The organism is Aureimonas populi (assembly GCF_017815515.1).
In the GTDB taxonomy this organism is placed as follows: domain Bacteria; phylum Pseudomonadota; class Alphaproteobacteria; order Rhizobiales; family Rhizobiaceae; genus Aureimonas; species Aureimonas populi.
In genome coordinates, this window is sequence record NZ_CP072611.1 from 2,933,867 (window position 1) to 2,947,471 (window position 13,605).

The window sequence follows — 13,605 nt, forward strand, 5'->3', positions numbered from 1 at the left end:
GCTCGGCATCCGCCTCATGGAAGATACCGCGCCCCGTGCCGCTCACGCCTTGAACGTCGGGTCCTCCGGCGAGACGTACCCGGTCATCGACTGCTTCCCGAACCGCAGATTGGCCTTGTGCTGCCAGCCGAGCTTGGCCATCAGCACAGCCACGCGCTTCGCATCCGTCTGGTTCTGACGGCTGCACGGCACTTCCAGCGCGAACTCCAGCAGCTCCTGCGACGAGAAGCGTGTGCGCCCCGGCGACGATGCCAGGTGCAGCCGGAGCCTGTCGAGCCAGGGGTCATCGACCTGACGGTCGCCCTGTCTGTCGGCCGCGTCGCTCCAGAGGCTCGAAGGCAGCGTCAGGGACTCGCCCGCGGCCTCCAGGATTGCGGCCTCCGCCCAGAGCTGGTCGCGGTCCCGCTTCAACGCGTCGAGGTCGATGTCGCCGGTCGAGACCGGCAGGTAGCGCCGGTTGCCGGTGTGGTCGCGCAGGTACGACGCGCTGTTGGTGGTGCCGATGAAGACGCAGCGGCGCGGGAAGGTCTTCACCGTCCTGCCGTAGGGCGGCCGGTAGCGGTCCTCCGTGCGGGTGACAAACGCTTTTAGGTTCTCGACCTCGGCCTTGTTCATGGCGGTGAGCTCTCCCAGCTCCATGATCCAGACGCCGTGCAGCGCGCCGGCCGAGTCCTTGCCGTCGAGGCGACCGAGCTCGGCGTCGGAGTGCCACATGCCGCCGAGGATGCGCAGCGCGGAGGTCTTTCCCGAGCCCTGCCTGCCCTCGACGATCGGCACCGTGTCGAACTTCGTGCCGGGCCGGCGCATCCGCCGGACCGCCGCCAGCATCAGCTTCCGGCCCGCCGCCCGCTCGTAGGCGCTGTCCGGCGACCCGAAATAGGCCGGGAACAGACTGTCGATACGTGACACGCCGTCCCATGCCAAACCGTCCAGGTATTCGACAACTGGGTTGAACGTGTTCTTCGTCGCGAGAGCGAACAGGACGTCCGACACGTCCTCGCGCTCGGCTCGAGGGCGAACTGCTCCATGATCCACTCGCGAACGATACGGATCAGGTCGTCGGTTAGTTCGCGGCCGATGTCCGCCATCCAGGGCAGCCGCTCGGCCCGCAGCACAGCGCGCTGCGAGAGCTCGTCGAAGCCGACCCCGAGGCGCGCCGCCTCCATGGCCCGCTGGGTGTTGCGGTAGTTCGGCTCGATCCGCCCCTTGTTGGTCAAGAAGGCCGGCGCGGCGACCTCGGCCGGCAGGTCGATGTCGTTCGGGAAGTCCTCCGCCGCAGGAGCGCAGCACCTCCTCGATGAAGGCGCCGAGCCCTGCATCCGAGAGCGCCTTGAGGAGGGTCGCCAGCGTCACGCCGCCGGCCTTGATCGTCAGCGAGGCCCAGCGGCCGCGAATGCGATCCTCGTCGCCGGCATAGTCGGGATCGCCGACAGACCAGGCGACGAACTCGTCGACGCCCGCGCCATCGGTGCCGTGGTGCGCCGCCATCATAATCGCCAGCCAGTCGTCGTGACGGCCGTTGTAGGCTGCCACGTCCAGCTTCGACAGCAGCCGTTCCAACTGCGCCGGCGTGATCTCGCCGGAGCCGATGGTAGATGCGGCGACGGAAGGCTTCGCAATCGCGTCCAGGAGAGCGGTGGTCGCCTCGGGCGCCTCGGCAAGCGACAGAGCCAGAATGTCGTCGTCGAGCCCGTACGAACTTCCGTTCGGATGCACCGATCCGGCGGCCACGACCTGCCGTCCCAGCGACTTGAACTCGACGCCGGGATAGGCGGCGAGCTCGCCCAAGACGGGCATGTCTGCGGGCTTGCGGTAATAATGATGGAAACCGCCGCCGCCAGTCCTGACAAAGGGCGCCTCGGACAGGCCGAAGTCCCGCACCAGCCGCGCGAACGGGTCGTCGCCCTCGGCGAAGTTCCTCGGGTCCACGTCGATGACCAAATCGATGTCGCGCAAGCGAGCGCCAACATTGCAACCGGCCTTCATACGGGCGACGGCCTTGGCCAGCGAGAGCGCGGGCTGACGGCGCCAGCCGGAGGACTTCGGGAACTTGCCGGCCGGCTTACCCTTGGTATCCTTCGCCTGCCAGTGCCTCAGCGGGATCAGCTCATGGCCGGCGGCGATGTGAGCATTCAGGACCTCGGGGTCGTGCTTCGACGGCGTTTCGACAACCTGGGGAGCGGTATCCTCAATCTTGTCGAAGTCGAACTCGACGGTCTTCTCCAAAGCTCCTGCGGGCGCGCCGGTCCCTTCGGCGCGCCCTTCTTCATTGGCAAGATGATCGCTCATCGACCGTCCTCCCCGCGCACGAAGGCGTCAAGGTCGTCGACGTGGTAGCGCACGACCTTGCCGTGGACGATGTGATGGCGTGGCCCGGTGCCGAGCGAGCGCCAGACCCGAACGGTTCCGGGTGTGGACGAGAGATAGGCGGCAGCCGCGTCGGTGTCGTACCAGGGACTGCTGCGATGGGCGTCGAGCACGCGGCGCAGCGCGTCCTCGACATCCTCCTTGGTGAGATTGGCCTGCATTGTGAATGACCTCCATTGGCCTGACGGCAGCGCCGCCGGGCCGGTTTCAGACATGTTTCTGTCTGAGGAGGACCGGGTTTTCCCGGTCACGCGCTTCGCCGTTTCGGCTCCTCGAAAAGCGCGCGTCGTCTAATAATCACCGATCAAGAGCAAAGAGGACTATTACTTCTCGTTGCCATCACGAGGGGACTTGACAGTGGGCAAAAGCCTGTCCGCCGCCCGCTCGGCCACCTTGTCCATCAGCCAGGCGGGAAGGCGCTTCTTGCGCCTGCCGCCCCGCACGAAGGTATCGAGATCGTCGACATGGTAGCGGATGAGCTGGCTGTTCACGACGTAGAAGCGCGGGCGTTCGCCTCGCGAGCGCCAGCCCTTGAGCGTCCCGGGCTCGCGCCTGAGATAGGCGGCAGCCGCCTCCGTGTCGAACCACGGCGTGAACCAATGCGTGTCGAGATACCACCTGACCAGAGCCTCGACGGCCTCCATCGTGACAGGCCCCTGCTTCTTCGCCGGCCTCTGCCGCTGGACGGGAACCGGCGCGTGAGGCTTCGCGCGGGGACCCTTCCCGTTACGCGGCATCGCGCTCCTCCGTCGTGGCCGGGAGCCGCAGCGTCGAGGTCCGCACCGCCACGATCCGGTTCTCCAGCGCCTGCGCGTGCGGCCGCAGGTGCTCGACGAGATGCTCGGCGTGGACGTAGCCGCCCGAGGCGCCGGGAAGGCGCTGGCCGAGGAGAAGCGCACTCTCGGCATAGGGTACGCCGGCCGCGATGAACATGGTGCGGGCGTGGTGGCGATACTCGTGCGGGCTCGGCAGGCCTCGCTTCCGTTCCTTCGGCTCGGTCGTGCAGCCCTTGCCGCTCGCGGGCGACGGCCAGAGCCAGGGATTATTGAACGGCAGGTCGTCCTCGAGCCGCTGCGCGATCATATTCCGCAGGAACGTGCCCATCGGAAACAGCATCCGCCCGCCGGTCTTCATATGGTTGAAAATCAGCACGCCCCGCGCGAGGTCCACGTCCTTGCGCTTGACGTTCAGGATCGAGGCCCGCCGCGCGCCGGTCAGCAGCATGGCCCGGTGCAGGTCGCGCCGGATCGGCGAGAGCGCCTCCGTCTTTTCCCACCATTCGGCGACATCGAGCTCGTCGACGTGCCGGCTCTTCGGCGTCGGGAGCCGCAGGAAGGTCACCGGGTTGGAGGTCAGCGTCTCGTCCAGCCGCAGCGCCGTGTTGATGACCGCCCGCAGGGTGCGCATCACGCCGGTCGCGGTCGGCTGGCCCTTCGCGCTGCGCAGATGCTGGTAGATGTCGCGCACTTCCGAGCGGGAAAGGTCGGCCACGGCCCGGTTCTTATAGCGGCCGAGATAGTGCTCGATGTTGTAGCGGTAGCTCACGACCGTGGCGTCCCGCAAGGGCTTCTCCTGAAGGTGCTCGTCGAGCGCCTGCAAGAGCGTGATGCCGCTCTCCTTCGGTCCCGCGGTCGGGTCCACGCCCGACTGGATCTGCGACATGATCGCCCTGGCCCGGCTGCGGGCCTCGCGCAGGCCGATCCGGTCGACGCGGTCGATCTTGACCCGCACCGTGCGGATGTGCCGGCCGTTCCTGCGGACGTCGCCTTGGACGGCGTAGGTCTTGGTCGTGGCGTGGCAGACGACGAGGAGGCCTTTTACCTGCTCGTCCCGCCAGATGCCGGATTTGAGGGGTAGATCCCTGATGCGGGACTCTGTTAGGTTGAGGGTAGCCATTCGATTATTTCCTTCGCGAGCACCGGATGGAGCACCGTGCGGCCGCTGCTTTCGGTTGCCGCACGTTGATCTACGTTGTCGCGTAAGTGGCTGTTCGCGAACCACTATTTGAGGAAATTAGTCCCGGTTAATAGGATAAAATCCTATTTACAATCAGGGGGTCATCGGTTCGATCCCGGTAGCCGGCACCGATTAACACCTCGAATGTCTGGCCTTTTCAGGGATATGGCTACGCGAGGGCTTTTCTCTCGGCGAGTGGTGCGCCCGTGGGGCGTCGTCCTTACGGATCGCTTCGCAGTCTGGTCCATCGGCTGTCCTGGGCCGAGGAGCGCAGGCAGGCGTCGATGAAGCGCATGGCCTCCACGCCGTCGTCGATGGTGGGAAAGAGGGTTCCGGGCGGGATGGAGTTTCCGTTGCGCCTGGCCTCGATCGCATCGGCGGCCTCGCGATAGATGGTGGCGAAACCTTCGAGATAGCCTTCCGGGTGACCGCTCGGAATACGGCTGACCCGCGTCGAGGACGCGCGCGCGCCGGGGCCGTTGCGGGTCAGGAGGCGCTTGGGCTCGCCGAAGGGCGTAAACCATAGATGGTTCGGCTGCTCCTGATGCCAGCCGAGGGCGCCCCTTTCACCGTAGACGCGAAGCGAAAAGCCGTTTTCATGGCCGGGCGCCACCTGGCTTGCCCACAGCATCCCCTTTGCGCCGCCGGCAAAGCGCAGCATCACATGGTCGTTGTCGTCCAACCTGCGGCCGGGCACGAAGGCGGTCAGGTCGGCCGCCACGCTTTCCAGCGTCAGCCCGGTGACGAAGGAGACGAGGTTGAAGGCATGGGTGCCGATGTCGCCGAGGGCACCGGCCGCGCCCGCCTTCTGCGGATCGACGCGCCATTCGGCCTGGCGCGATCCGCTATCCTCGGCCCGCTCCGTCAGCCAGTCCTGAGCATACTCCACCTGAACGACGCGGATTTGGCCGAGCTCTCGGGCCGCCACCATCTCCCGCGCCTGCCGCATCATTGGATAGCCGGTGTAGTTGTGGGTGAGCACGAAGAGCCCGCCGGACGCTTGCACGATCGCTTGCAGCTCCAGCGCATCCTCCAGCCGGGCCGTGAGCGGCTTCTCGCAGATCACCGGTATGCCGGCCTCCAGGAATGCCTTGGCGGGGCCGAAATGCAGGTGATTGGGCGTGACGATGGAGACGGCCTCGATCCCGTCCGGCCGTGCGCTTTCCGCCCGCGCCATCTCCTCGTAGGAGGAGTAGGCGCGCTCCTCTTCCACCCCGAACTCGGCAGCGGAGGCCTTCGCCCGCGCGGAATCGGAGGAGAATGCTCCCGCGACAAGGCGGAAGCGGTCGTCGATACGCGATGCGATGCGATGCACGGCCCCGATGAAGGCACCCTGCCCGCCGCCCACCATGCCGAGCCGGACGGGCATGTGAACGCCGCCGTTCGCCGATGCAGACACCATCCCAGCTCTCCTGTCTATCGTGGCCGAACGCCCGGCGGGCTCGTCCCCCTGCCCCTCGCGGCATGGATGGCGATGGCCGAATCCATCTGGCGTCAGGTTGGAGAAGCCGGAGCCGAAAGCAAGCCCGGCGAGACTTGTCAGCCGACGAGCTGGCCGGTCGAGCAGGCGATGCCGTCCACCCTGACATCCAGTTCGCCGATCCCTACGCCCAACAGGCCCAGAACCGCATCGAGAAGCATGTCGACGGGTGTGGCGAGCGGCCGCAGCAGGCGTACGATGCCCACCACGAGGTCGCCGACGAGGCCGAGCACCCAAGGCCTCGTCTCAAGCTCCAGCGTGTCGATGAGGCCGTCCAGGACGCTGCCTACCAACTGGGTCGTGCCGGCCGTCTTGATCACGCCGCCGCCGATCTCCGCACCGGTGAACGTGAGCCGTTCGGGCTTGGGCGCGAGGGCTCGCACGGCCGCGTGCGCATCGACCCGCACCAGCGAAATGAGGCCGAGAAGCTTGAGCTGGCCGATCCGGGCAAAGGGAAGAACCTTGTTCACGCTGGCCTCCTCCAGTCGCCCCAGTTCCCCGATCTCTACTTTCGCAAGGCCCGGCAAGGCTTCGACGACGACGCGGTGGCGCAGGGGGTCCGACGAGCAACTGGCCTCCACGACCCGCGCGGTGCCGCCGGCGACCACCGCCTCGATGGGCAAACCCACTTCCAGCCCGAGAAGTGTAGTGAGCTCTCCCGTTTTCAGGTTGAAATGCAGGCGCACCTGCGCCGTATCCACCTGCGCCCCGACCCCGCCGACGGCCAGCGAGCGGCTCTGCCGCATCGACTCGCCGATCATGACGCGCAGATCCTGCTTGACCAGGCCCGGAACCTTGAGCCCGAGCGAGAGCGCGTTACCGACATCGCGCTGCGTGAGAACAGCGTCCAGCAAGGACAGAACCGACACCTCGGCGGCAAGCGCACTGGACGGATAGCCGACGCGGATGCTCTTGAGCGACTCGTCCAAGGCGAGCATGTCGCCCAGCTTCACGCGCGCCTGTGCCGAAGCCCCGGTCATGGCCGCGCGACGGAGGCTGGAGGCCTGCGCATGGCGGCCTTCGGCGGACAGGTTGTTGGCCATGGCGCCTAGCAGCACGTTCAGCGTGATTTCGGTTTCGAGGATGTCGTTGACCGTGCCCACGACGTTCGACACGGGCAGCAGCCGCGTCACTTCGCCCAGCAGCGGACCGAGTTCGAGGCCGACATCGGCAAGGCCCTTGTAATCGGCCGCCGTAAGCGAGAGCCCTGCCCCCAGAACGCCGAGCACGTCGTTGACGACCCCGCCGTCGAGCTGGGCCAGGCGGCTGCCGGTGGAGATCGAGACGGTGGTCGGGCGGCGCGCATCGGAACGCACCGAGACGGTGGGCGGCGTGTCGGTGAGAATGCGGCCGAGATAGAGGGTCGTTCCGCTCGAGGCTTCCAGCCGGATGTCGTGGCCGTCCCCGTCCACCACGAAGCGCCGGTCGCGATGCACGCTTTCGTCGGCGATGTAGCGCCCGCGCATGATTCGGAAGGTCGCGTCCGCGTAGCCGTTGCGCGCCAGCGTCTCGCGAGCGAGCGATTCCGCTCGGGCAGGGTCGCTGACCGCCGCAAGCGCGGCTGCATCACTTGCGGCCTGGAGCGAGCGGCGTTCGAGGTAGAAGGCGCCCACATCCACGCCCAGCGCGCCCGCCCCCAGAAGCAGCGGCATGAGCAGGGCCGTCATCGTGGCGACGGAGCCGGAGGCGGCCTTTCGGAACCGGGCGCCGTTCATGGCAGAAGTACCGTCGTCGCGCGCTCGAGGCGGGCGGGGAATGGAACCACGGCCCCGATGAGCGGCGGCGCGGCAAGGAACTCCATCTCGTAGGCGACCGCCACCTGGAGGAAACCGCCCTCCTCCACCGTGCGCAATTGCACGCGGTCGCCATGCACCAGCACATAGCCATGGCCGGCATTGCCCACCCAATGCCCGGCCAGCGTCCTGCGTTCATCCTGCGTCAGGCCGACCATCGCGTAGCGGGCGGCATCGGCGGAGAGTTGCGCAAGCGAATGGGCAACGCTCAGATAGAAGGCGCTGTAGATGATCCCCAGCAGCAGGACGAGCAGGACAGGTGCAACAAGCGCGAACTCCACCGCACTCGCGCCCTGGCTGTCGAGGGCCAGTTCGCGGACGGGGCGCCTGGTGCCCTTCAGGAACCAAGGGGCCAAGGCCATTCGACACCTCCAGTCGGATTGAATCGCAACGATAGATGTTGCTGCAACCTGTGGTGGCGGCTAGTGACGCGATGCTGCTTGGGCGCGTTATTTCGGCGGCATGGATAGCGAAGACGAAAACATCCGCAACATAAAGGTCATGTTGCGGATGTTGCAGGATTCAGGCGCTGTTAAGGATGTGCGCGTCAGCGGGCGCGGGCCGGAGCCTTTCGCGCTACGGGCGGCGCATCCGCTTCGGGCGCGGACAAGCCGTCCGCCACCTGCGTCAGCAACTCGTCGGCCTTCTTCTCCTCCGCCAGGGTCTGTTCGAGAAGCGGCACGGCCTCGTCATAGCCGAGCTTGCGGGCCCAGTTGCGCAGAAGGCCGTAGCGGGCGATCTCGTAATGCTCCACGGCCTGCGCGCAGCCGATCAGCACTTCGTCGGCGGCGGGGCTCTCCCCGAAGTCCTCAAGGTCCTCCTCCATTTCGGAGGTGATGCCTTGCATCGCTTCGCAGGTCTTGCCGCGCGCCGGCTTCCCGATGATCTCGAAAATCTGCGTCAGGCGCTCCACCTGCTCCTCGCTTTCGGCGCGGTGGTCCTCGAAGGCCTTCTTCAGTTCCGGCGCCTTGGCGGCCCCGGCCGATTTCTTCAGCGCCTTCACGGACTGCTTCTCGGCGTAATAGACGTCCTTCAGTGTCTCGTGGAACGCATCCGCGAGCGTTTTTTCGGTGGCCATGTGTGGGTTTCCTTCCCGTGCATCACGTCTGACAAGACTCCGGCGTGATGGCGAGGTTCCCCCCGCGTGCCGGGCGATACGGTAGGCGGGACCCGATCCCCTCACTCCAGCATGGCCTGGAGGGTTTCCAGCCGGTCGGCCTCGAAGGCCGGCTTGTCCCAGCGCAGGCGCGAAATGCGGGGGAAGCGCATGGCCACGCCCGACTTGTGGCGCGTGGACCGCGCCAGCCCCTCGAAGGCCACTTCGAGGACGAGCCCGTGGTCAGGCTCGGCCCGAACCGAGCGCACGGGGCCGAACCGCTCTATGGTGTTGTCGCGCACATATTTGTCGAGCTGCTTCAACTCCTCGTCCGTGAAGCCGAAATAGGCCTTGCCGACGGGCACCAGTTCCGGCTGGTCCTGCGGGCCGGTCCAGACGCCGAACGTATAGTCTGAATAGAAACTGGAGCGCTTGCCGTGCCCGCGCTGGGCATACATCAGCACGGCATCGACCAGATGCGGGTCCTGCTTCCACTTGAACCAGGGGCCCTTGGGCCGGCCCGGCACATAGGCCGAGTCCAGCCGTTTGAGCATCAGCCCCTCGATGACCGCGCTGGGCGGCGAGCCGCGCAGGCGGGAGAGATCGTCGAACGTCTCGAACGGCACGAAGGGCGAGATGTCGAAGCGCGTGGGCTCCAGAGCGGAGACGAAGCGGTCGAGGCGCTTTCGGCGTTCGAGGAAAGGCAGAGGCCGCAGATCCTCCGCCCCGTCCTGGAGAAGGTCGTAGGCGCGCAGGAACACCGGGTGGCGCTTCATCACGGCGGCCGAGACGCTCTTGCGGTTCAGCCGCTGCTGGAGGTCGGAAAAGGTGCCCACTAGGATATCGTCCTCGGCGCGCCCCTTCCGCGCGTCGAGCGCCGGCTTTCCCGGCGTGCCCGGCGTGCCCGGCGAGGGGCGCGCGACGAGAAGCTCGCCGTCCAGCGAGCCCTCGAAGGTCATGAAGTCCACGAGGTCGGGAAAGGCCGTGGAGATGTCGTCGCCGGTGCGCGAATAGAGGCGGCGCACGCCACGTTCGGCGGTGGCCTGGACGCGGATGCCGTCCCATTTCCATTCGGCCGCGTAATCCTCCGGCGCGATCCGGCCATAGTCCGGCTCCTCCAGCGGTTGCGAGAGCATCACGGGCCGGAACGGCGCGGCGGCGGCCGAACGCGGTTTTTCGGCCCTGCCTTCCAGCCATGCGAACAGCGCCTCGTAGGGTGGGCGCAGCCCGTGCCAAAGCTCCTCGATCTCCGCGATGTCCTTCTCTCCGAAATCGGCCAGCGCCTGCTTGGCAAGGCGCGAGGAGACGCCGATTCGCATTCCCCCCGTCACCAGTTTGAGCAGGGCGTAGCGGCCTGAGGAATCCAGCCGGTCGAGCCAGGCCTCCACGAGACGGGGGCCCTCGGCGCGCGTCGCTCCGTCCAGAGCCGCGACGATATGCGAAAGACTGGGTGGATCGTCCTCCACCGCGTCCGCCCCCGGCCAGACCAGCGCGATGGTTTCGGCAAGATCGCCGACATAGTCGTAGGAATAGCCTAAGAGGACCTCATCCATGCGGCTTTCCATCAGCGCGCGCAGCATGGCCGGCTTGACGCTGCGCACCTCCAGCTCGCCCGTGATGGCCGCCAGAGCATAGCCGCGCTCGGGGTCGGGCACCTGACGGAAATGGTCGACCATCAGGCGCAGCTTGCCGTTGCGCGAGGGCGTGAGGACGAGGCTGTCGAGAAGGTCGGCGAAGGGCTTCAAGGGTCGCGGCTCCGAGGCGGCCGGAGCCCGACCACGCTTGCAGATAGGCGCGCGGCAGACCTTCGACAGCCCCTCAGGCGATGGCGGGGCCGCGCGTGAAACGGGCGAGAGCCTGCGCACGGCGGGCCTTGAGGTGGTGGCGAGCGGTGAACAGCGCGTCGGCATCCATGTTGGGCTGCTTCACGAGCCATTCCAGATACTCGTCCGGAACCTCGGCCAGCGGCACGTTCTTGTGCTTGCCGAAGCGCAGCCGGGCCAGAAGCGCCGGTTCGGCCGAAACGCGCTCGGCCCGTTCCAGGAAATCCTCCGCGTCGGCGTAAAGCGGGCGCAGCCGCTCGGCGATTGTGCGCAGGAGCACGGCGGTGCACAGCGCGTCGTACAGCGCGCGGTGGGGGTGCGAGCCTGCCAGTCCCGCGCTCACATCGCCGAGGTCGAGCGGCACGTACTTCACCAGCGATTGCAAGCCGTGGGCGCGCACCTGCGGGAAGGCGCGCAGCGCCAGCTTGTGCGTGCACAGCCAGCGTCCCGTCAGCCGCAAGCGCGGCCGGTCGAAGTCCGCGCGCTGCGCCGCATAGGCGGGCGCGCCGGCAAACCGGGCGATGGCCTCCGCGAAGGGCGGTGCGCCGGCCAGCATCTCGTCCGTGATCCGATGCACCTTGCGAGCATGGGGATTGATCGGCACCCCGCCTGGATCGACCAGCGTCTCCATCGGGTTGAAGATCGCGCCGGTGGCAAGATCGAGATCGACGGAGCCGATCTCGATCACCGCGTCCTCGCACAAGCGCTGGCCCGCGGTTTCCGTGTCGATCACGCGCACGATGCCCGAGGACTCCTGCGCAAAGAGCGAAAGCGTCCGGGCGGTGGCGGGAAACAGGTCGAGCATCTGGCTGAAAGATCGTCGCTTTTGCCCCGTTTCGCAAGCGTCAGGGCGTATCGAAAGCCAGAACCCAGAAGAAACTGTCGGACTCCTCGAACCGGCGGCGCTGAGAGGATATGAGGTAGATTATCCCTTCCTCCTGCACCGCCATGCCCACGGCATTGCCGAATTCGCTGCTGGCGGCGTTGTCGGGGTTGGCCGGGTCGTAGTCGCGCTCGGCATGGTCGGGCTGGAAGCTGCGGCCGACGAAGGCCGCGACGCCCGGCGTGAACGGCCGTATCCCGGCCCGCAGCCTCTCGCCGCTCGTCTTCTCCACCAGAAGATTGCCGTCGTCGCCTTGCGAGACAGAGCAGCGGTGCGTGCCGACAGAACGCGCCGCCTCGTTCTGATAGCCGAAATAATAGAGCCGGCAGCTTCGCTCGCCGAGCAGCGGCTCGCTCAGGGAGAGATCGCCCGTTTGCGTGCCTGCGGCGATGGCGGCGGCGCGACCTGCCGCCGCGCGGGCGGCCGCCGGGCCGGTGGCGAGCGAGGCGCCGGCATTGGCCGCGATCGTTCGTTCGATCTGCGCCGGAAGTCCCTGAAGCTCCGCGCGATCGGCCTCGCCGAGGAGATCGAGCGTTTGTGGCGATGCGCCGGTCATGCCGGCCCCCGCGCCGGGCGTCACCGGCTCCAGCCCGCCCGCCAGCGAGGAGGGCGAGAGAAGGCGCGCCGATGCGCTCGCAAGCGCCTGTTCCGGTGCTGCCGGTGTGGCGGCGGCAGGCGCAACCGCCCCCTCGCCCGGCTGCGGGGCCGGCACCCGCCCCGCCATGGCCGCGTCCATCGCCATCGTGCCGCCGATCTCCACCGACCCTTGAGCCTTATCGTAGACGCAAACCATGGAGACGGGCGATCCGTCCTCCACGGAGGCGCCGTTCAGGATGGCGAGCCCGTAGGATTGCAGGCCGAAGGGATCGACGAGGATTTGCGGCTCTCGCACCAGGGACGCCGATCCGGCACGACAGGCGGCTTCCACGTCGCGCCGGAACTGGCTCCACGCATCCGGGCTGGAGGCCAGCGCGGCGGACGAGGAGAAGATGCAGAGAGTGGCCATTGCCGCGCCGAGGCGGGATGAGCGGAAAGTCATTGATTTCCTTCTCCTTCGTGCTTGCCGGCCCCGCCCGACCGACGGCCTGACGAATGACACGCGATCTCGGACACTTTGAGGCAGGCGCCCTGCCCTGTCTCCCATGCTTTCCCCGCCCCGGCCGATCTGCTAGTCGTCATCTTACGTGCACGTCAATTGGTGAGGAGGCCGAATGACCCTACCCCATGTTCTCCAGAGGCTTCGGCTGCCCGTCATCGCCGCGCCGCTTTTCATCATTTCGCATCCTCCGCTGGTCGCGGCGCAGTGCAAGGCGGGCATCGTCGGCTCCTTCCCCGCCCTCAACGCACGCCCGGCGGCCCAACTGGACGAGTGGCTGCACGCGCTGAAGGAGGAACTGGCGGCGCATGACGCGGCCCATCCGCAGCAGCCAGCCGCGCCCTTCGCGGTGAACCAGATCGTGCACCGATCCAACAAGCGGCTGGAGGAGGATCTGGCGGTCTGCGTGAAGCACAAGGTGCCGATCGTCATCACCTCTCTCGGCGCGGTGCCGGAGGTGAACGAGGCCGTTCACTCCTATGGGGGTATCGTTCTCCACGACGTGATCAGCAACCGCTTCGCCCACAGCGCCATCCGCAAGGGGGCGGACGGCCTCGTGGCGGTGGCAGCCGGCGCGGGCGGTCATGCGGGCACCCTCTCGCCCTTCGCGCTCGTCTCGGAGATTCGCCAGTGGTTCGACGGGCCGCTCTATCTCTCCGGCGCGATCGCCACCGGCGCGGGCATTCTGGCCGCGCAGGCGGCGGGCGCGGACGGGGCCTATATCGGTTCCGCCTTCATCGCGACGCGTGAAGCGCGGGCGAGCGACGGCTACAAGCAGGGCATCGTCGAGGGCACGGCGGCCGATATCGTCTATTCCAACCTCTTTACCGGCATTCACGGAAACTACCTGCGAGGCTCGATCGCGGCGGCGGGGCTCGACCCCGACAGCCTGCCCGAAAGCGACCCGGCCAAGATGGATTTCGCCAAGGCCAGCGAGGGCGCCAAGGCCTGGAAGGACATATGGGGTTCGGGCCAGGGCATCGGAGCGGTGCGGGCCGTTGTTCCTGCCGCGGAGCTGGTCGAGAGGCTTGCCGCCGAGTATCGCGAAGCCTGCGCGCGTCTCCTGGGCCCGCAGCCGTTCACCGGCTGACGATTTCGGGTTGAACGGCGC

12 protein-coding genes are annotated in these 13,605 nt (G+C 67.3%); 1 reads left to right on the forward strand and 11 read right to left on the reverse strand.

Going from position 1 to position 13,605, the window contains the following annotated elements:
- Nucleotides 1-42: 42 nt before the first annotated feature.
- From J7654_RS13815 to J7654_RS13865, 11 genes are all read right to left on the reverse strand, one after another.
- Nucleotides 43-2,289: a VapE domain-containing protein gene (locus J7654_RS13815; protein WP_209736462.1), complete on the reverse strand. Its 2,247-nt coding sequence runs from the start codon at nucleotides 2,287-2,289 to the stop codon at nucleotides 43-45.
- Complete coding sequence (locus J7654_RS13820) at nucleotides 2,286-2,528, reverse strand: helix-turn-helix domain-containing protein (RefSeq protein WP_209736463.1); 243 nt, start codon at nucleotides 2,526-2,528, stop codon at nucleotides 2,286-2,288. The genes J7654_RS13815 and J7654_RS13820 overlap by 4 nt, the downstream gene beginning before the upstream one ends.
- A gap of 162 nt (nucleotides 2,529-2,690) precedes the next feature.
- Nucleotides 2,691-3,011: a hypothetical protein gene (locus tag J7654_RS13825; protein WP_209736464.1), complete on the reverse strand. Its 321-nt coding sequence runs from the start codon at nucleotides 3,009-3,011 to the stop codon at nucleotides 2,691-2,693.
- An 82-nt stretch (nucleotides 3,012-3,093) separates the two neighbouring features.
- A complete protein-coding gene (locus J7654_RS13830) occupies nucleotides 3,094-4,263 on the reverse strand; it encodes a tyrosine-type recombinase/integrase (protein WP_209736465.1) in 1,170 nt (389 codons plus the stop codon).
- A gap of 280 nt (nucleotides 4,264-4,543) precedes the next feature.
- Nucleotides 4,544-5,725, reverse strand: a complete 1,182-nt coding sequence (locus J7654_RS13835; protein ID WP_209736466.1) for a Gfo/Idh/MocA family protein — start codon at nucleotides 5,723-5,725, stop codon at nucleotides 4,544-4,546.
- Nucleotides 5,726-5,862: 137 nt separating this feature from the next.
- Nucleotides 5,863-7,518 (reverse strand): pilus assembly protein TadG-related protein, encoded by a 1,656-nt coding sequence (locus J7654_RS13840; RefSeq protein ID WP_209736467.1) that lies wholly within the window; start codon nucleotides 7,516-7,518, stop codon nucleotides 5,863-5,865.
- Nucleotides 7,515-7,958 (reverse strand): TadE/TadG family type IV pilus assembly protein, encoded by a 444-nt coding sequence (locus J7654_RS13845; RefSeq protein WP_209736468.1) that lies wholly within the window; start codon nucleotides 7,956-7,958, stop codon nucleotides 7,515-7,517. The genes J7654_RS13840 and J7654_RS13845 overlap by 4 nt, the downstream gene beginning before the upstream one ends.
- Before the next feature lie 185 nt (nucleotides 7,959-8,143).
- Nucleotides 8,144-8,674: a YciE/YciF ferroxidase family protein gene (locus J7654_RS13850; RefSeq protein ID WP_209736469.1), complete on the reverse strand. Its 531-nt coding sequence runs from the start codon at nucleotides 8,672-8,674 to the stop codon at nucleotides 8,144-8,146.
- 101 nt (nucleotides 8,675-8,775) lie between these two features.
- A complete protein-coding gene (locus J7654_RS13855) occupies nucleotides 8,776-10,437 on the reverse strand; it encodes a cisplatin damage response ATP-dependent DNA ligase (protein WP_209736470.1) in 1,662 nt (553 codons plus the stop codon).
- Nucleotides 10,438-10,510: 73 nt separating this feature from the next.
- Entirely contained in the window at nucleotides 10,511-11,320 is an 810-nt protein-coding gene (locus tag J7654_RS13860) for an exonuclease domain-containing protein (protein WP_209736471.1), read from the reverse strand.
- Between the two features lie 40 nt (nucleotides 11,321-11,360).
- Entirely contained in the window at nucleotides 11,361-12,437 is a 1,077-nt protein-coding gene (locus tag J7654_RS13865) for a hypothetical protein (protein ID WP_209736472.1), read from the reverse strand.
- 172 nt (nucleotides 12,438-12,609) lie between these two features.
- On the opposite strand from J7654_RS13865, the gene J7654_RS13870 reads away from it, so the two are divergent.
- Nucleotides 12,610-13,584, forward strand: a complete 975-nt coding sequence (locus J7654_RS13870) for an NAD(P)H-dependent flavin oxidoreductase (protein WP_209736473.1) — start codon at nucleotides 12,610-12,612, stop codon at nucleotides 13,582-13,584.
- Nucleotides 13,585-13,605: the final 21 nt, after the last annotated feature.